A 17,415-nucleotide genomic window follows, 5' to 3' on the forward strand; every position below is an offset into this window, starting at 1 on the left:
GTCCAGAATGGTGGCATGGCCACCCTGTTGCTCGCCCTCGCCGTCCTCAGCACCGGGCTCTACGCCGGGTTCATGCTGATCTTCCAGACCGGGATCATGCCCGCGCTCGCCCGGCTGACGGACGAGGAGTTCGTCGTGGTGATGCGCCGGATCAACGAGTGCGTGCCGCGGCCCGTGTTCCTGCTGGTCTTCTTCGGGATGGTGGCCTTCCCCGCCGCCGCGTTCCTCGTGCCGGTCGACGGCCGCTCGGACGCGCAGAAGTGGCTGCTGCTCATGGGGCTCGTCTCCGCGGCCCTCAACCACGTCGTGACGGTCGCGGGCAACGTCCCGCTGAATGTGGCGCTCGCCGCGTCGGAGAACGCCCCCACGGAGGACGGAGCTGCCCGTTCCGCTTTTGAGAAGCGCTGGAACGGCTTCCACCGGATTCGTACGGCTCTGGTGGTCACCGCGTTCGGCCTGGTCACGGCGGGTGCTGTGGCGTGAGGAGGGTGAAGCGCCCGGATAACAGACCGGGCCGTTGGTTTTTGGCGTGAAATCGCGTTTCGCAGCACGCCTCGACGTGTCGCCGGACTCCCAAAAGCAAACCCCGGAGTCCTGAAACCGCCCTTCGGCGGCACATGGTCTGCGCCAATGGCGAAATCGTGACCGGAAAAATTACGGTCAAAAGGGGTGAAGTAGCCCTATAGCGCGGCGGTGTATTCCGTACCACGCGGTTTCTTATTGACATGCCTACGGGGGTCTTTTCTAATCAACGAGTGTCATCCCGCGCGCAGACACCGCACAGGCACTGAGGGGGTAAGGGTGGACGTCCGGATCCTGGGGGGGTTCTCGGTACGCGAGAACGGCGTGTCGATCACCCCGACGGCAGCCGCCCCGCGGCAGCTGCTCGCCCTGCTCGCCGCCAACGCCGACCAGCTCGTCCCCGTGACGGTCCTGACCGAGGAGCTCTGGCCCTCCGGCGCCCCGCGCGCCGCCCGCGCCGAACTTCAGTACCACATCGCCGAGTTGCGCTCGCTCATCGCGAGCGCCCTGCGGGACGCCGAGCGCGAGGCGGCCCACCGGGCGGCGGCCGAGCAGGGGATGGCCGACCACACGAGGCCCCACCCCGCGCGCGGCTCGGCCGATACCCGCACCGCCGAGTCCCGCACCGCCGAGTCCCGTTTCGCCGGTTCCCGCTCCGCCGGGTCCCACCCCGCCGAGCCGCAGCAGGTGTGGACGGACCACCGCACGGCCGACGCGATCCTCGTCCACCAGCCCGGCGGTTACCGCCTCGACACCGGCGGCGGCGCCAACGACGTCTGGCAGTTCGAGCGCGCGGCCGGCGCCGGCTACCGGGCGATGGAGGCGGGCGACCTCCCGCGCGCCGCGCTCCGGCTCGGCGAGGCGCTCGCCCTCTGGCGCGGCGAGCCCTACGCGGGCGTCGCCGCGGGCCCCGGGCTCCGCCGTGAGATCGAACGACTGGAGACGTCCCGCCTGAGCGTGCTCGACCAGTGGGTCGAAGCCCAGCTCGGCCTCGGCCGGCACGCCGAGCTCCTCGCCGAGCTCTCCGGACTCGTCGCCCGCTACCGCACCAATGAGCCGCTGTGCGCCCACTACATGGTGGCGCTGCTGCGCTGCGGCCACCTCGACGAGGCCCTCGCCGCGTTCGAGCGGCTGCGCGCGGCCCTCGCGGCGGAGAGCGCCATGGAGCCCTCGGCGCGGCTGTGCCGGCTCCAGCGCTCCGTCCTGACCATGCGGAGCACCGCCGTCCGCTCCGTCCTCGGTTCCGCGACGCGGCTCCCCGGGCGCACGGCCGTGCCGGGGCTCGCGGGCCTCTCGGGGGTCCACGTCCCCGTCCAGTACAGCCCGGCCTCCACGGCCCCGGCCCCGGCCGCCCCCGCGGCCCCGGCCTCCGTCTCCCCGGTCGGCTCCTCCGTCTGAGTGACCACCCGAACGGTCACCTGACAGAGCGTCGGGAACGAAGTGCGCGGCGATCCCGTTGGACATCCCGCGGGTCCGGCGCCGGACCCGCGGCAGGGTCGTGAATTGACGTGCTCCCGGGGCCCGGTTAGCGTCGGCGAGCAGGACCGAAATCCTCCGACCTGCCCGATTTCGTTCTCCTACGGGGGTGGGGACCAATGACCTCGCACGGCGCGGACGCCGCCGGTGGTGCCGACGCGCTGCTCACGGTCCTCGAACTGCTCGCCCGGCAGGCCCCCGCCGCCCACTTCGAGGCGCACCTCGACGAAGCCCGCACGGCCGGCCTCTCCGGCGAGGCACTGGACCGGCTGGAGCGCGCCGTGAAGCTCGCCGACGGAATCCGCTCGGGACACGAGGACGCCGCCCGCCGCGAGGACGGACTCGCCACACTCGCCGACACCGCGCGCGACCTCACCTTCTCCTACGACCTCGGGAGCCTGCTCCGCGTCATCGCCCGCCGCGCCCGCCGCCTCTTCGGACTCGACCTGGCGTTCGTCACCCTGCGGGGTGTCGACGGAGCCTCCGTCGTCCACACCACCGACGGCGCCCTCGCCGGGCTCGACAGCGACCCCTTCCGGACGGTCGGACCGCGCCTCGTCGCCGGACTGGAGATCAGCGAGGGGTACGGGGTCGGGGGCGCCGTCCAGCTCCACGGCGAGCCCGTCTGGACCGCGGACTACCTGGCCGACGAGCGCTTCGCGCCCTCCGGCTCCCTCGACGCCGGCGTCCACGCCCCGGCCTTCGACGAGGTGGCCGAGACCGCCCTCAGGGCCGAGGGGCTGCACGCCATCATGGCCGCGCCGCTGCGCAGCGGCGACACCGTGATCGGCGTGCTGTACGGAGCCGACCGGCGGGTCCGCGACCACACCTCCGAGGAGGTCGGCCTCCTCGCCGCCCTCGCCGACCTCGCCGCGCTCGCCGTGGAGAAGGCCGGGCTGCTCGACCGCACCCGCGCCGAGGTCTCCGAGCTGGAGCGGGACAGCTCACGCGTACGGACCAGCCTCACCCGGATGCGGCACGTCAGCGAGGCCCACAGCCGGATCATGAGCCTCGTCCTCGCCGGCGGGGACCTGGGCAACGTGGCCAAGGCCGCCGGGGACGCCCTCGACGCGACCGTCCTCGTCCGCGACCCCGGCGGCCGCGCCCTCGCCGGCGGGGTCATCCCCGACCTCGACGAGGAGGCCGTCGTCAAGGCCTCGCTCGACGCGCAGGCCCGCCGCCGGCCCGTCCTCGCCGACGCCGACACCTGGGTGGCGCCGGTCATCGCGGGCTCCGAGGACCTCGGCTGCCTCGTGATCCGCCCCGCGAGCTACCTCACCGGAGAGGACGAGCGGCTCCTCGAACTCGCCGCCCAGGCCGTCGCCTTCCTCCTCCTCATGCGCCGCTCCACCGCCGTCGCCGAAGGCCCCGTGCGCGACGAACTCCTCGACGACCTCATCGCCGACCCGCCGCACGCCCCCCAGCAGATGGCGCAGCGGGCCCGCCGCCTCGGCATCGACCTGCGCAAACCGCACGTCCTCGTGCTCGCGCGGCCGGAGGGCGGCGAGCAGGGCCGGGCGGTCGTCTGGGCGTCCTCGTACGCGTACCGCCAGTCCGGCCTGAAGACCGTGCAGGGCGGCTCCATCGTGCTGCTGCTCCCGGGTATAGACGCCTCCGCCGCCGCCAAGGCGGTCGCCGCGGAGCTCTCCCCGCTGCTCGGCCACCCCGTCTCGGTCGCCGGGGCCGGACCCGCGCAGAGCGCGGACGGCATCGGCCGGCTCCACCAGGAGGCGGGGCGCTGCCTCGACGCGATGAGCGCCCTCGGCGGCACCGGCACCGCGGCCTCGGTCCAGGACTTGGGCTTCCTCGGGCTGCTGCTCTCCGAGGACCACGACGTGGAGGGCTTCGTCGAGGGGGCGATCGGACCCGTCCTCGACTACGACGCCGAGCGGTTCACCGACCTCACGCGCACCCTGGAGGCGTACTTCGCCTCCGGCGGAAGCCCCACCAACGCCGCCGAGGCGCTGCACGTCCACCCCAACACCGTCTCCCGGCGCCTGGAGCGGATCGGCGAACTCCTCGGCCCCGAGTGGCAGAAGCCGGGGCAGGTCCTGGAGGTCCAGCTCGCGCTGCGGCTCCAGCGCACCCGCGAGGTCCTCACCCGGGGCCGCACGACGAACGACCCGGCCCGCCCGGCGGCGCCGTAGCGGGCGCGGGGCGGGCCGGATCGGCCGGTTCGTGCCGGGTCCTGCCGGGGCCGGTTCGACCCGGGGCCGGGTCGAGGCCGGTTCGAGCCGGGCCAGGTCGGGCCGGTTCCGTAGCGGGTCCGTGTCGGCGGCGGATCCGGTGCGGGTCGGTGGCGGGACCGTGGCGGTCGGGCTCGGGACGAGTCGGGACGAGTCCGTTCAGGTCAGGACGAGTCGGTACCAGTCCGTTCAGGTCAGGACGAGTCGGTCGGGCTCGTGGTCCGGTGACTCAGCTGGCCGAGCGGCGGGAGGCGTACCCGGTCGCGTACGACGTCGTGTCGTCGTACTCGGCCGAGAGGACCGTCGCCGCGTGCGCCGCCGAGGCGAGCGTGATGTGCCGGTGCCAGCCCCGGTACGAGCGGCCCACGAAGTCCCGCAGGCCCGCGCCCTCGCCGACCTCGGCGAAGTCCCGCTCCACCCGGCGCGTCAGCTTCGTCAGCCGCAGCAGCGAGCCGGCCGGCAGGTTCGTCAGGTCGCTGACCCACACCCGGGCCGGACCGCGCCGCGGGTCGTCCCACTCGCCGAGCAGCACCAGCGGACGCATCCGCTCCCCGCCCGGCGCCGGCAGCGCCACCCGCACCGCCGTGGCCAGCGAGGTCCGCGAGGTCTGCACGCCGCCGACCGTGTCCACCCAGCTCACCGGCCGGCGCAGTCCCTTGAGCGACTCCAGGATCTGGTGCGCGGGCAGCGGGCCCGCGCCGAAGCCCGGCAGCGAGCGGTCCGCGATGGCCAGCCGGGAACCCGCCCCGATCCGGGCCACCACCGGCACCCCGGCGGCGGCGAGCCGGGTGAGCGCCGAACGTCCCGCGCCCCCGCGGATGTCCAGGACCACCGGCCTGCGGGTGATGTCGGGCCAGCGGGCGGTGTCGAGCGCGGCGGTGATCGCGCACTCCTCCAGGGTCTCCTCGCCGACCTCCTGCGGGACCTCCGCGCGGTCGCGCCGCGTGCGGTCGTTGACCCACGGGTCCGGCAGGAACAGCCGCCAGTTCACCGGCACGCTCAGCTCGTCGCTCGCGAACCACACCCCGAACGCCTGCTGGCCGTGGAAGACCTGCCCGCGCTCCAGGTCGAAACGCCGGTCGACCCCCACCGAGTGCTCCCCGGCCTTCGGGATCGGCATCGGCCGGACCACCCAGGCCTGCGGGCGGCTGGTCCGCTCCAGGTGCTGCGCGAGCGCGGCCCGCATGGGCTGCCAGTCCCAGGTGGAGCTGGAGACGAAGTGGTGCAGGCTCTGCTCGGCCGCGGGCCCGCCGATCTGGGCGGCGATGTTACGGACCGACTTGCGGCCCTGCGCGGTGAGCAGGCCGTACAGGTACTGCTCGGCCTTCAGGCGCTGGTCGCGGCGCGGGAACCCGGAGAAGAGCGCCCCGCACAGGTCGCTGTAGATCTCGTGCCCCACGACCTGCGCACCGCTCCTGCCGGTCCTGCCGGACATGCCGGCCGCGGCGGACCTGGTGGCGCCCAGCGGGACCGACGGGGCCACGGCCCCGATGGCCCCGGTGGACCCGGTGGACGCGACGGCCCCGGTGGCCCCGGTGACGACTCTGCGCTGGGTTGCGACGGATGTACTCACGACACTCCTGCCCGAAGGTTGCGCAGCTCCCCTCCCGCTGCCCCACCACGGTCGCCCGCGCGCCCGCCTCGCGACGAGGTGTACCCGGCACCCGAATCGGCCGCCGAATGGTGGCCGGACCACCTCCCCTGTGGTTACCGCAGGTCAGTGCCCCTTTCCGAACCCGGAAACCCCCTGCCCGAGGGGGCGCACAAGGGGGTCGGAAGGAGGTCGCGGGGGTGGCGAGGGGCACCGGGAGGGGCCTCGGCACCGTTCCGCCGGGGGCGCGACACGCCGGCGAAAGGGCTTGCCAGGGGAAGCGCAAGGGGGCAACACCGGCCACGGGAAAGGGATCTGACAGACTCGCGGACCGCGCTTTGACCCGTCGCGCACCGTGGCCGGACCATCGCAGAGCGAGGCCGCACGGGAAGGCCCCCGGTTAATGCCCCAGGCCGGGGACCCGCCTTCCCGTGCGGCCCGCTTCGATCTCCCGCGCACCCCGTGCCCCGTAACCTTGGCGGTATGGGCACGGGACTGGGACGGCGCGGAGAGCTGCCGGTCGTCGGGGCCGTCGCCGCGGGCGGCGGTCTCGGCGCGGCGGCCCGCTACGGCGCCTCGCTCCTCTGGCCCACCCCGGCGCACGCCTTCCCCTGGACCACCCTGACCGTGAACGCGGCGGGCTGCGTCCTGATCGGCGTCCTCATGGTGCTGCTCACCGAGAGCCGCCTCCGCGGCGCCCCGCACCCGCTGCTCCGGCCGTTCCTCGGCATCGGGTTCTGCGGCGGGTTCACCACCTTCTCGACGTACGCCCTCGACGCCCAGGGCCTTCTCGCCGCGGGTGACACCACCCGCGGCCTCCTCTATCTGGCGGGGACCCTCGTGACCGCCCTCGCCGCCGTCTGGGCCGGGGTGGCCGCCACCCGCGCGGTCGTACGGGGCAGGGTGACGCCCGCGTGAACTGGCTCCTCGTCGTGGCCGGCGGCGCCGTCGGCGCGCCCCTGCGCTACCTCACCGACCGGTTCGCGAAGGCCCGCCTCGGGGCCGCCCTGCCCTGGGGCACCTTCGCCGTGAACGTCGTCGGCTCCTTCCTCCTCGGCCTGCTCACCGGCGTCTCGTCGGAGCGGCTCCACCTGCTCCTCGCCACCGGCCTGTGCGGCGCCCTCACCACGTACTCCACCTTCTCGTTCGAGACGCTGAAGCTGTACGAGGAAGGGGCGAAGGGGCCCGCCGTCCTCAACGTCCTGGGGAGCCTGGCCGCCGGGCTCGGGGCCGTGTGGCTGGGGGTCGCGCTCGCGCGCTGACGCGGCTCGGGGTGCTCGGTCGCGCGCCCGCCCGGCTCAGGGCGCCGGGAACACCGTCGACGCGACGATCGGCAGCCCCTTCGCCCACCAGTGGTCGTACCGCCGGTAGACCAGCGGATCCCGTCCCGCGAGGAAGCGTCCCATCGCCTCCGCCTCCGCGCCGAGCTCCGCCAGGACGTGCGCCGGGAGCTCGTGGAAGGCCGACACCTCGATCCCGCCCTCGACCGGCCGCCAGACCCCGGCCACGTACCCGTCGACGAGCAGGGTCGGCAGGACGTCCCCGTTCACCCGGATCACCGCCTTCCGGTACGCGGGCGGGATCACCCGCCCCCGGTCGGCGTAGGCCAGGAAGACGCTGTCCCACATCGCCATCAGGCGGGGCGGCGCGGGCGTGTCCGCGTCGGGCAGCGGGGCGGCGCCCACCACGTCGTACAGAACCGTTCCCTCAGGGCCTTCGAGCTCGGTGACCAGGCCGCCGAGCGCCGCCAAGGCCTTGCGCACCCGGCCCCGTTGCGTCATCGAGAACTGCGCCACGTCCGCCACCGACGCCGGACCGAAGCCCTCCAGATAGCGCAGGACGAGCGTGGCGAGACCAGCGGCCACCGCGTCAGGACCGGTGCTCTCCGGCAGGGCCTCCCCGTCCGCCGCGACGAAGGACTGCGCCGGGCCGAACTGCCACGGCGGCCCCTTCGGCGCGTGCCACAGCGGCGCGTACTGCCGGATCATCCGCCAGGCCACCGACTCCACGGGCCCGCCCCGCTCCTCCTCGATCCGGGCCAGCATCTCGGCACCCGTCCTCGGCTCCCCGGCGTACGCGAGGAGCCCGGGGATCAGCGCGTCGGCGTCGGCCGGCGTGAACCCCGCCGCCCTGAACCGGTGGTCGCCGAGGCGCGAGCCGCGCAGCGTCGGCTCCATCCCCGCACGGAACGCCCGGTAGTCCTCGGCGTGCACCAGGTGCAGCGTGAGGCGCATCAGCGTCGACCGCACGGCGCGGTAGCCCTCCACGGCCGTGTCGAGCTTCCCCGCGTCGAAGCCCGCGACCCGGTTCCAGAGCGCGATGTACGGCGAACCCGGCTGCTGCGCCTGGAGCGCGACCACCCGCCGCAGCGCCTCCTCGACGTCGACCGGCGCCCGCTCCAGGAGCAACTGGCGGGCGAGGGTGGAACGGTTGAGGACGCGCTCGGTGATGATCGTCATGACCTGATTGTCCCCACCGGGGCGGGAGATGGGTGCGGGGGCCGGGTGCGGGGGCCGGGAGTCTTCCGTCGCCGCCGGTTCACCGAGGTCACCTCCGCACGTCACGCGCCCCTCACGCGCTCCTCACCCGCGCTCGTGACCATCGCCGCATGACCACCCGTGCTCTCGCCCTTCCCCGCGCCCTCCGCCCGGCCGCCGCCGGTTCGGCCGTCGCGCTCGCCGTCGCCGCCGCCCTGCTCGCCCCGACCTCGCCGGCGTACGCCGCCTCCAACGCCGTACCGACGTACGAGGTGAAGATCAACCTCACGACGGCGGCCCTCGACGCGAACCACGCGCCGAGCGCGGCGGTCCGGTCGGCGTTCGGGATCACCGGCTCCGCCAAGGTCCGCTCGTACAGCTACTACGACACCGACGCCCTCGCACTCGACGCCCAGGGCTGGAGCGTCCGCCTCCGCCACAAGAGCGGCTCGTCGTTCGAGGAGACGTACAAGAAGCGGTTCCCCGTCACGAACGGCGACATCAACGCGGCGCTCACGGCGGCGAACGCGGCCGGCTTCAGCAGCGCCGACACCAACTACAAGGCCGAGGTCGACTGGGGCTACGCCAAGCAGACCCTCAGCTTCTCCAACGAGAAGTCCCGCAGCGCGAGCGGCTACTCGGGCACCGCGATGCCGACGAGCACGACCGGCCGCACCTGGCTCGTCAACGACATCCCCGGCAAGCTGGAGAACTGGGGCAGCTCCGGCTGGGGCAAGACCACCCTCCAGGCCTCCCGCGCCCACGGACCCGTCACCGCCCAGGTGTACGGCGGCGCCTGGGGCCCCTCCGACGACGCGAGCGTCGAGGTGCTGCCGGTCGTCGGCGCGGGCGGGACCGGCACGGAGTACGTCGTCGAGCTGTCCTTCAAGACGGACTCGTACGCAGACGCGTCCGCCCTCCACGACGACGCCATCGCGGTCGCCGAGGCCAACGGCTGGCTGTACCACGGGGACATCCTCAAGACGCAGCTCATCCTCGACCGTTACTAGAGGCCACTGATCGCGGGGCCTCGCGTTCACCCAGGGCTCGCCCCGATGTCGTGAACGCGTCGCCCCGCGTTGCGCGGAGGACTGGACCATCTGGGCCATGAGGCCGCCCTCGCCGGCGACCTCGGGCCGCCCTCACCGGCGGCTTTCCATGGTCTCCAGGGAGTTCATCAGATGAATCCGCGCCTTCTGCGCCGGTCCGCCTTCGTGGCCCTTCCCCTCTCCGCCGCGCTCGCGCTCTCGGTGGTCGTCGGGACGGCCGACGCCACCCCGGCGCACCACGACGGGCACCGGCCCGCCGACCGGGTCGTCTCCACCGCGACCCTGCCCGACATCCCGCTCGCCGCCTTCAGCAACGGCCTGCTGCCCGGCAGCGTCGCCGACGACCGGAACGTCGACCTCGGCGGCATCGGCAGCGACCTCTTCCCGGCCGAGCGGCCCGGCGAGTACTGGACCGTCACCGACCGGGGCCCCAACGGCCAGATAGCCGTCGGCAAGGACAAGCGCCGCACCTTCCCCGTGCCCGGCTTCGACCCGGCCATCGTGAAGATCCGCGCCGTCGGCGACGACATCCGGGTCCTGAAGGCGATCCCGCTGACCACCGCGTCCGGCGCCCCGGTGACCGGCCTGCCGAACCAGCCGGGCCGCGACGAGGCCCCGTACACGTACGACGCCTCCACCCCGCTCGCGTACAACCCCAACGGCCTCGACACCGAGGGCCTCGTCCGGGACCGGGACGGCAGCTTCTGGCTGGTCGACGAGTACGGGCCCTCGCTCGTGCACGTCTCCGCGCGGGGCCGCGTCCTCGCCCGGCACGTGCCGAAGGGCCTCGGCCTCACCGGCGCCGACTACCCGGTGATCGAGTCCCTCCCGTCGATCTACCTCAGCCGCAAGATCAACCGCGGCTTCGAGGGCCTCACGCAGCTCCCCAACGGCGACCTGGTGATGGCGCTCCAGAGCCCGCTCCTCAACCCCGACAAGGTGTCGGGGGAGAACTCCCGCACCACGCGCCTGCTGCGCTTCTCGCCCCGCGAGGACCGCGTCACAGGCGAGTACGCGTACCGCTTCGACCCGGTCGAGGTCGTCGAGCCCGGCCAGACCAAGACCTCCGAGCTCAAGATCTCCGCCCTCGTCGCCCTCGGCGGCCAGCGCCTCCTCGTCCAGGAGCGCACCGACAAGTCCGCCCGCGTGTACGAGGTGAACCTGCGGCGCGGCACCGACATCCTCGGCTCCGGCTGGGACACCCCGGCCGCCCCGACCCTGGAGCAGCTCGACGACACGGCCTCGGCCGACGTCCCGGTCCTCGCCAAGGAGCTCGTCGTCGACCTGAACACGGTCCCCGGCGTCCCCGGCAAGATCGAGGGCATCGCCCTCGAAGGCTCCTCGACCCTCGTCCTCCTCAACGACAACGACTTCGGCATGACGGACGGCCCCGCGGCCTTCGACGCGGCCGGCCGTCTGGTCGACAGCGGTGTGGAGACGACGCTGGTACGGGTCAGGCTGGCGCACCCGGTGCGCTGAGGCACCTGATCCGTCACGCCGCCGCGTGCCGGTAGACGGCGGGCGTGATGCCGTACACCCGCTTGAACCACCGGTGGAAATGGGCCTGGTCGGCGAAGCCGGCGGACGCGGCCGCGTCCGCCGGTGGAAGCCCCCGCGTCAGCAGGAGGCGGGCCCGGCGCAGCCGCAGCAGCCGCTGGTAGTCGCTCGGGGCCATGCCGAACTCGGCGCGGAAGGCCCGGTAGAGGGCGAAGCGGCTGCATCCGGCGGCCGAGGCCAGGTCGTCGGCGGTCAGCGGTTCGAGGAAGGCCTCGGCCAGGAGCGCGTGGACCCGGCGGGCCGCCCCGCGCCCGGCCGCGCCCTCCAGCGTCCGGCGGACCGGCGCCCGGGTCGCGCCCCGCTCCGCGAGCGCGAGGACCGCGCCGGTGAGCAGCTCCTCGCGCGCGAGGCCCTCGGCCCCGCCGACCAGGGCCGCGTGGAGCCGGGCGAGGGCGCCGGTGAGGACGGGATCGGTGAGGACGGGCTGGACGAAGAGCGGCATGGCGCCGGGGCCGCCGTCTCCGTCTCCGCTTCCCGCCGCGTCCCCGAGGATGTCCCGGACGACGGACGGCCCGATGTGCACGATCCGGTACTGGTAACCGAGTTCGGCGGCGGCCCGCCCGTCGTGCACCTCGTCCGGGTTGAGCGCCATCACCATCCCGGCCCCGCTGGTGTGCCGGCCGCCGCGGCAGCGGAAGGACTGCGCGCCGAGGTCGGTGATGCCGAAGGAGTAGGCGTCATGGCTGTGGGGCGCGTACACGTGGTCGTGGAAGTGCGCGTGCATGGCCTCCAGGGGGCGGACGTCGTCCCGCCAGTACCGGACCCAGCTGTCTGCGTGACGCATGACGACATTCTGACGGCCTGAACGAGGCCCCCGCACGAGCGTTCAATTCAAGAGGCACGGGCACCGGCGAATCTCGCCCCATGGCGACAACAGGAACCCCCCGAACCACCGGAACCCCCCGAACCCCCAACCCCTACCTCCTCCTGACGATCACGATGGTGCTCTGGGGAAGCGCCTTCGCCGCGTCGAAGTCGGTGGTGGCACACGTCCCGCCGACCGTGGGCGCCTTCCTGCGCTTCGGCTTCGGCGCGGTGGCGCTGCTGCTGGCGGTGGCGGTCTCCGGAGGCCGTACGGGAAAGAGGGCGCCGGCCAGGGGCGGATGGCCGGCGGCGGGCGCCGGGGTCCTGGGCGTCTTCGCGTACAACGGCTTCTTCTTCTGGGGCCTTTCCCTGGCCCCCGCCCTGGACGCGGGCATCCTGATCCCGGTGATGAGCCCGGTCCTGACGAGCGTGTTCCTGCTGGCGACAGGAAGGGAGAAGGCGAGCCGAGCACGGCTCGCGGGCCTGACGCTCGGCCTCGTGGGCGCGGCCGTCTTCTTCGTGGGCGCGGGCGGGGGAGGGGAAGACGGCCCCCACCGCCTCCTCGGGGACGCCCTCTTCCTCCTCAGCGCGGTCTGCTGGGCCGCGTACACCCTGGTCGGCCCCCGCGTCCTCGCGGGCATCGAACCCCTGAGGGCCACGACGTACGCGACCTGCGCGGGCGCGGTCCTCCTCGGCGCCCTCGCGGCCCCGGACGCGACCACCGTGGCGTGGAGCGAGCTGCCGCCCGGCGTCTGGCTGAACACGGCCTTCCTGGCGATAGGCGCGACAGCGGTGGCGAACCTCCTCTACTACCGGGGCGTCGGCGCCGTGGGCCCGGCAAAGGCCTCCCTGATGATGTTCACGGTCCCGGTCGTCAACACCCTGTGCGCGACCCTCCTCCTGGGCGAGTCCTTCGGCGCACTCCAAGGCGCGGGAGCCCTGATCCTGCTCACGGGCGCGGTACTCGCGGTGACGCGAGGCAGGCCGCGACCGAGTCCGGTCTCCCCCCGACCGTGACCAACAAGATCCCGCCATCCACCCAGCAAAAAGACCCCTCCCGAAGGAGGGGTCTCACTGTGCGCCCCCGGCAGGACTCGAACCTGCGGCCAAGTGCTTAGAAGGCACCTGCTCTATCCACTGAGCTACGGGGGCCGGATGGTGGCCGTGGGGCCTGGAGGCCCTGGTGGGTGGGGTGGGACCTGCCGGGACAAGGATAGGGCTCCGATCGCCTTGGCCCGGTTGCTTCACCTGCGTGGCCCGATGTGGAGGTTCGGTGAAGCGGAACGATAATCGCAGGCAGGTGCGATTCGCGCAGCGCTTTTCACGCCACTGGGGGCGGGTGTTGTGCACTCGTTATGCCTCCGTGGCCGCCCGCCCGTCCTTTCTCTCGGCGCGCAGGGCGCTTATACGCTTCAAAAACACTCATAAATTGGGCATTCTTCGCATGTGGTGACCTTGGACGAACGGCCTCAGCTGATCGACGCACTCTCCGCCCTGCGCGACCGTGTCGCCGCCGTGCGTCTCCCACTGCCCCTCCCCGGTGCCTCGCGCGCCCGCCAGACCAGAGCCGAGCTCCTCGCGCAGCTCGACGACTACCTGGTGCCCCGTCTGAAGGACCCCGACGCCCCGCTCCTCGCCGTCGTCGGCGGTTCGACGGGTGCCGGGAAGTCCACGCTCGTCAACTCCCTTGTCGGGCGGCGCGTCAGCGAGGCCGGGGTGCTCAGGCCCACCACCCGTACCCCCGTCCTCGTCTGCCACCCCGAGGACCACCACTGGTTCGCCGGCATGCGCGTCCTCCCGCAGCTCACCCGCGTCTGGCTGCCCCAGGCCGACGAGGAGAACCCGGTCGAGGAACCCCCGGAGGAGAACGCCCTGCGGGTCGAGACCGCCGCCTCCCTGCCCCGCGGCGTCGCCCTGCTCGACGCGCCCGACATCGACTCCCTCGTCGTCGAGAACCGGCTCCTCGCCGCCGAGTTGATCTGCGCCGCCGACATCTGGGTGATGGTCACCACCGCCTCCCGGTACGCCGACGCCGTGCCCTGGCACCTGCTCCGTACCGCCAAGGAGTACGACGCCACCCTCGTGACCGTCCTCGACCGCGTCCCGCACCAGGTCATCGGGGAGGTCTCGCGGCAGTACGAGGCGCTGCTCGACAAGGCCGGGCTCGGCGACGTGCCCCGCTTCACCATTCCCGAACTCCCCGAGTCCGCCGGCGGCGGCAGCGGACTGCTCCCCGAGTCCGCCGTCGCCCCGCTGCGCGGCTGGCTCGCCCACTGCGCCGAGGACCCCGCCGCCCGCCAACAGGCCCTCGACCGGACCGCCACCGGCGTCATCAACTCCCTCGACACCCGCCTCCCCGAGCTCGCCGGAGCCGTCGCCGCCCAGTACGCCTCCGCCGTCCGCCTCGGCGGCGTCGTCGAGGCCGCCTACCGCGAGCAGGGCATGCGCGTACGGCAGCAGCTCACCCGCGGCGCCGTCCTCGCCGGCGACGCCCGCACCCGTTGGCGCGGCTACCCCCGCGACTCCACCGCCGACGAACTCCTCGACGCCCTCGCCGAGTCCTTCGCCGCCCTCCTCCACTGCGCGGCGGCCGCCGCCGAGGAGCGCGTACGGGACGCCTGGCACCGCGACCCCGCCTCCGCCGCCCTGGGACCCGTACGGGCCGGGGGCGAGCGGGACGCGGGGGAGCGGATCGGCGTCGAGGTACGGCGCTGGCGGCGCGTCCTGGAGGAGATCGCCGAGGAGGAGGTGGGGGAGGCCCGTGGGGAGGCTCGCGGGGAAGCCCGTGGTGCGTCCGCCGGGACCTCAGGTGCGACCTCCGGCGAGGGTGTCGCCGTCAAGAAGCGTGTCCGCCCCTCCCGTGCCGCCCGCGCCTCCCGTACGGGCCTCCCCGAGGCCGACACCGTCGCCGCGCTGCTCGGCGCCTCCCTGCTCGGCGGGCGGCGCGCGCGGGCCGCCGGCGACCGGCTCGCCGAACTGCTCGGCGCCCAGGCCGCCCTGCGCCTGCGCGACAGGGGCGGCGAGCTGGTCCTCTCGTACGTCGACCGCGTCCTGCACGCCGAGCGCGACCGGCGCCTCGCGCCCCTCGACGGGCTTGACGTGACCCCCGAGCCGCAGGCGGAGCTCATCGCCGCGCTCTCCGTACTGCAGAAGGAGAAGTGACGTGGTGGACGACGACACGCGTGACGGGAGCGCGCGCTGGGACGACGGGCTGATCGCGCGCCGCGCGAGCGAGCGGGTCGCCCTCAAGGAGGAGGAGCCCGCGGACCCGACGCCGGAGGAGGACGCGATGCCGCCCCTCGGCGGGAGTTACGGCGGCCCCCTCCGTACCCGCCTCGACGCCCTCCACGAGCTCGTCGGCCTCTCACGCGCGCGCGTGGAGGGCGACGCCCTCGCCGAGGCCGGGCGCGTCCTCGACGAGGCCGCCGCCCGCCAGCGCCTCTCCTCCCGGCACACCGTGATCGCCATCGCCGGTGCCACCGGCAGCGGCAAGTCCACGCTCTTCAACGCCCTCGCCGGCGTCCCCGTCTCCGAGACCGGCCTGCGCCGCCCCACCACCTCCGCGCCCATCGCGCTCAGCTGGTCCGAGGGCGCCGCCGGACTCCTCGACCGGCTCGCCGTCCCCGGCCGCCTGCGCCGCCGCCCCCTCGCGGGCGGCCAGGCCGACGCCGAACTCCAGGGCCTCGTCCTGATCGACCTGCCCGACCACGACTCGGCGGTCACCGCCCACCGCGACCAGGTCGACCGGGTCCTCGACCTGGTCGACGCCGTCATCTGGGTCGTCGACCCCGAGAAGTACGCCGACGCCGCCCTCCACGAGCGCTACCTCCGCCCGCTCGCCGGGCACGCCGAGGTCACCTTCGTCGTCCTCAACCAGATCGACCGCCTCGGCGTCGAGGCCGCCGACCTCGTCCTCGACGACCTCCGCCGCCTCCTCGACGAGGACGGCGTCGCGCTCGGCGAGCACGGCGAGCCCGGCGCCACCGTCCTCGCCGTCTCCGCGCTGACCGGCGACGGCGTAACCGAACTGCGCGAGCTCGTCGGCCGTTTCGTCCAGGAACGGACCGCACCCGAGCGCCGGATCGCCGCCGACATCGACGCCGCCGCCGGACGGCTGCGCTCCTCGTACGTGGCCGATGGCCGCCCCGGCCTCGACGAGCGCGCGCGGGAGGACTTCACGGACCGGCTCGCGGTCGCCGTCGGCGCCCAGGCGGCGGGCGAGGCCGCCGAGCGGGTCTGGCGGCGCGGCGCCATCCGCGCCTGCGGGACGCCCTGGCTGCGGCTCTACCGCTGGTACGGGCGACTGCGCGCGCACGGCTCCACCGACCCGCACCTGGAATCCCCGGTCGAGGACGAGCTGACGGCCCGCCAACGCGTCGAGCAGGCGGTACGGATCGTCGCCGACGAGGCCTCGCGCGGGCTGCCCGCCCCCTGGGCGCAGGCGGTCCGCGAGGCCGCCGCGCGCGGGGCCGACGGGCTTCCCGAGGCGCTCGACGAACTGACGGTGAGCATGGGCGACCCGGCCGCGCGCCCGCCCCGGCCGGCCTGGTGGCCGGCGGCCGTCCTGCTCCAGGCCGTCATGACGCTCCTCCAGGTCTTCGGCGCCCTGTGGCTGGTCGGCCAGATCGTCGGCGTCGTCCAGCCGGGGCTGCTGCCGCCGGTGCTCGTGATGGTCGGGGGCATCATCGGCGGGCCGCTCGTCGAATGGGCCTGCGAGGGCGCGGTGAAGGGGCCGGCGAGGCGGTACGGGCAGGAGGCCGAGCGCGCCCTGCGGGAGGCGGCCGCGGCCTGCGGCCGGGCCCGGGTCCTCGACCCGGTGTCGGCCGAGCTGATGCGCTACCGGGAGGTCCGCGAGCAGTACGCGACGGTGGCCGGGACGCGGCCCTCGGCGCGGGTGGTCGGCGGGAGCCGGTCGGGCGGGGGCCGGTCGGGCGGGACGCGGATGGGCGCGACGAGGGCGCGGGCCAAGTAGCGAGAAGAGAGACGAGGAGAAGAGCCGTCATCGCCCCTTTCGAGTGACGGAGTTGTCCACAAACGAGCGGTTGTCCACAGGCCGCAGCGAGATTTCCGCCCCGCCCCCACCATGGTGCCGACCAGGAGAAAACGGCACAGGTGGGGGCGGAATCATGAACGAGACGACCGTGACGCTCGTCGGCAACGTGGCGACGGCGGTGGAGTACCGCGAGACGGCGGCGGGCGGGGTGGCGCGGTTCCGCTTCGCGGTGACCTCGCGCCGCTGGGACCGCGAGCGCGCGCTCTGGACCGACGGGAGCACCAGCTTCTACACGGTGTCGGCCTGGAAGGCGCTCGGGTCGAATCTGGCGGCGTCGGTGACGGTCGGGGAACCACTCGTGGTGCACGGGCGGTTGAGGGTGCGCGAGGACGAGCGCGACGGGCAGCGCAAGACCTTCGTCGACGTGGTGGCGGTGGCCGTGGGACACGACCTCTCGCGCGGGACGGCGGCCTTCCGGCGGGTGGGCAGGGCCGACCCCCAACCCGCGCTCGCGACAGCCGAACTGACGGGCGGCCGCGAGCGGGAATCCGATCCGTGGATGACCGCTACGGCGCAGCTCGTAACCGCTCCCTGACCATGTGTTGTGGGGATTTGTCGACCAACGCGCCGAGTGGATAACGATTTCGAGACGGAATGGTTATCTGATCGCATGACCGGTCACCTGGGGGTTCCGCATCCCTAGGATTCCCGGGTACTCATGAGGCATCTGAGCCCATTGAGTCTGTGAGTGTGCAGGCGG

The 17,415-nt window shown here is 73.8% G+C and carries 14 protein-coding genes and 1 tRNA gene; 11 read left to right on the top strand and 4 right to left on the bottom strand.

What is annotated here, in order from left to right:
* The first annotated feature begins 15 nt into the window (after positions 1–15).
* The 3 genes from ACFC0Z_RS17240 to ACFC0Z_RS17250 all read left to right on the top strand — a co-directional run bounded on the left by ACFC0Z_RS17240 (position 16) and on the right by ACFC0Z_RS17250 (position 4,145).
* Complete coding sequence (locus ACFC0Z_RS17240) at positions 16–483, top strand: DUF1772 domain-containing protein (protein ID WP_376438169.1); 468 nt, start codon at positions 16–18, stop codon at positions 481–483.
* A gap of 318 nt (positions 484–801) precedes the next feature.
* Positions 802–1,920, top strand: coding sequence for a BTAD domain-containing putative transcriptional regulator (locus ACFC0Z_RS17245; protein WP_376438171.1), 1,119 nt, complete (start codon positions 802–804; stop codon positions 1,918–1,920).
* 197 nt (positions 1,921–2,117) lie between these two features.
* Positions 2,118–4,145, top strand: a complete 2,028-nt coding sequence (locus tag ACFC0Z_RS17250) for a helix-turn-helix domain-containing protein (RefSeq protein WP_376438173.1) — start codon at positions 2,118–2,120, stop codon at positions 4,143–4,145.
* 268 nt (positions 4,146–4,413) lie between these two features.
* On the opposite strand, the gene ACFC0Z_RS17255 is transcribed toward ACFC0Z_RS17250, so the two are convergent.
* On the bottom strand, positions 4,414–5,757 hold the full coding sequence (locus tag ACFC0Z_RS17255) for an IS701 family transposase (protein ID WP_376438175.1): 1,344 nt from the start codon (positions 5,755–5,757) through the stop codon (positions 4,414–4,416).
* 501 nt (positions 5,758–6,258) lie between these two features.
* Between ACFC0Z_RS17255 and crcB (ACFC0Z_RS17260) the strand changes: the two genes are divergently transcribed.
* Together crcB (ACFC0Z_RS17260) and crcB (ACFC0Z_RS17265) are read left to right on the top strand one after the other, a co-directional pair.
* Positions 6,259–6,693, top strand: coding sequence for a fluoride efflux transporter CrcB (crcB, locus tag ACFC0Z_RS17260; protein ID WP_376438177.1), 435 nt, complete (start codon positions 6,259–6,261; stop codon positions 6,691–6,693).
* A complete protein-coding gene (crcB, locus tag ACFC0Z_RS17265) occupies positions 6,690–7,037 on the top strand; it encodes a fluoride efflux transporter CrcB (RefSeq protein WP_376438179.1) in 348 nt (115 codons plus the stop codon). Before crcB (ACFC0Z_RS17260) ends, crcB (ACFC0Z_RS17265) begins: the two co-directional genes overlap by 4 nt.
* 36 nt (positions 7,038–7,073) lie before the next feature.
* Here crcB (ACFC0Z_RS17265) and ACFC0Z_RS17270 read toward each other — a convergent pair whose 3' ends face one another.
* Entirely contained in the window at positions 7,074–8,234 is a 1,161-nt protein-coding gene (locus tag ACFC0Z_RS17270; RefSeq protein ID WP_376438181.1) for a winged helix DNA-binding domain-containing protein, read from the bottom strand.
* Positions 8,235–8,383: 149 nt separating this feature from the next.
* Here ACFC0Z_RS17270 and ACFC0Z_RS17275 point away from each other — a divergent pair, with 149 nt between their 5' ends.
* Both ACFC0Z_RS17275 and ACFC0Z_RS17280 read left to right on the top strand, forming a co-directional pair.
* Entirely contained in the window at positions 8,384–9,262 is an 879-nt protein-coding gene (locus ACFC0Z_RS17275) for a hypothetical protein (RefSeq protein ID WP_376438183.1), read from the top strand.
* 171 nt (positions 9,263–9,433) lie between these two features.
* Positions 9,434–10,780 carry an esterase-like activity of phytase family protein gene (locus ACFC0Z_RS17280; protein ID WP_376438185.1) on the top strand — a complete coding sequence of 449 codons (1,347 nt, stop codon included), beginning with the start codon at positions 9,434–9,436 and terminating at the stop codon, positions 10,778–10,780.
* 13 nt (positions 10,781–10,793) lie between these two features.
* Here ACFC0Z_RS17280 and ACFC0Z_RS17285 read toward each other — a convergent pair whose 3' ends face one another.
* Complete coding sequence (locus ACFC0Z_RS17285) at positions 10,794–11,642, bottom strand: AraC family ligand binding domain-containing protein (RefSeq protein WP_376438187.1); 849 nt, start codon at positions 11,640–11,642, stop codon at positions 10,794–10,796.
* 80 nt (positions 11,643–11,722) lie between these two features.
* On the opposite strand from ACFC0Z_RS17285, the gene ACFC0Z_RS17290 reads away from it, so the two are divergent.
* On the top strand, positions 11,723–12,679 hold the full coding sequence (locus tag ACFC0Z_RS17290) for a DMT family transporter (RefSeq protein WP_376438189.1): 957 nt from the start codon (positions 11,723–11,725) through the stop codon (positions 12,677–12,679).
* Positions 12,680–12,741: 62 nt separating this feature from the next.
* Here ACFC0Z_RS17290 and ACFC0Z_RS17295 read toward each other — a convergent pair.
* Positions 12,742–12,814 (bottom strand) — tRNA-Arg (locus ACFC0Z_RS17295).
* A gap of 303 nt (positions 12,815–13,117) precedes the next feature.
* On the opposite strand from ACFC0Z_RS17295, the gene ACFC0Z_RS17300 reads away from it, so the two are divergent.
* The 3 genes from ACFC0Z_RS17300 (at position 13,118) to ACFC0Z_RS17310 (ending at position 17,250) form a co-directional block, all read left to right on the top strand.
* Positions 13,118–14,824, top strand: coding sequence for a dynamin family protein (locus ACFC0Z_RS17300; protein WP_376438191.1), 1,707 nt, complete (start codon positions 13,118–13,120; stop codon positions 14,822–14,824).
* Between the two features lie 127 nt (positions 14,825–14,951).
* Positions 14,952–16,634: a GTPase gene (locus ACFC0Z_RS17305; RefSeq protein ID WP_376439135.1), complete on the top strand. Its 1,683-nt coding sequence runs from the start codon at positions 14,952–14,954 to the stop codon at positions 16,632–16,634.
* Positions 16,635–16,788: 154 nt separating this feature from the next.
* The gene (locus tag ACFC0Z_RS17310; RefSeq protein WP_376438193.1) at positions 16,789–17,250 is read left to right on the top strand and encodes a single-stranded DNA-binding protein; all 462 of its coding nucleotides are present in this window, start codon (positions 16,789–16,791) and stop codon (positions 17,248–17,250) included.
* Positions 17,251–17,415: the final 165 nt, after the last annotated feature.

The sequence above is a fragment of the Streptomyces sp. NPDC056144 genome, from assembly GCF_042264145.1.
GTDB lineage: Bacteria > Actinomycetota > Actinomycetes > Streptomycetales > Streptomycetaceae > Streptomyces.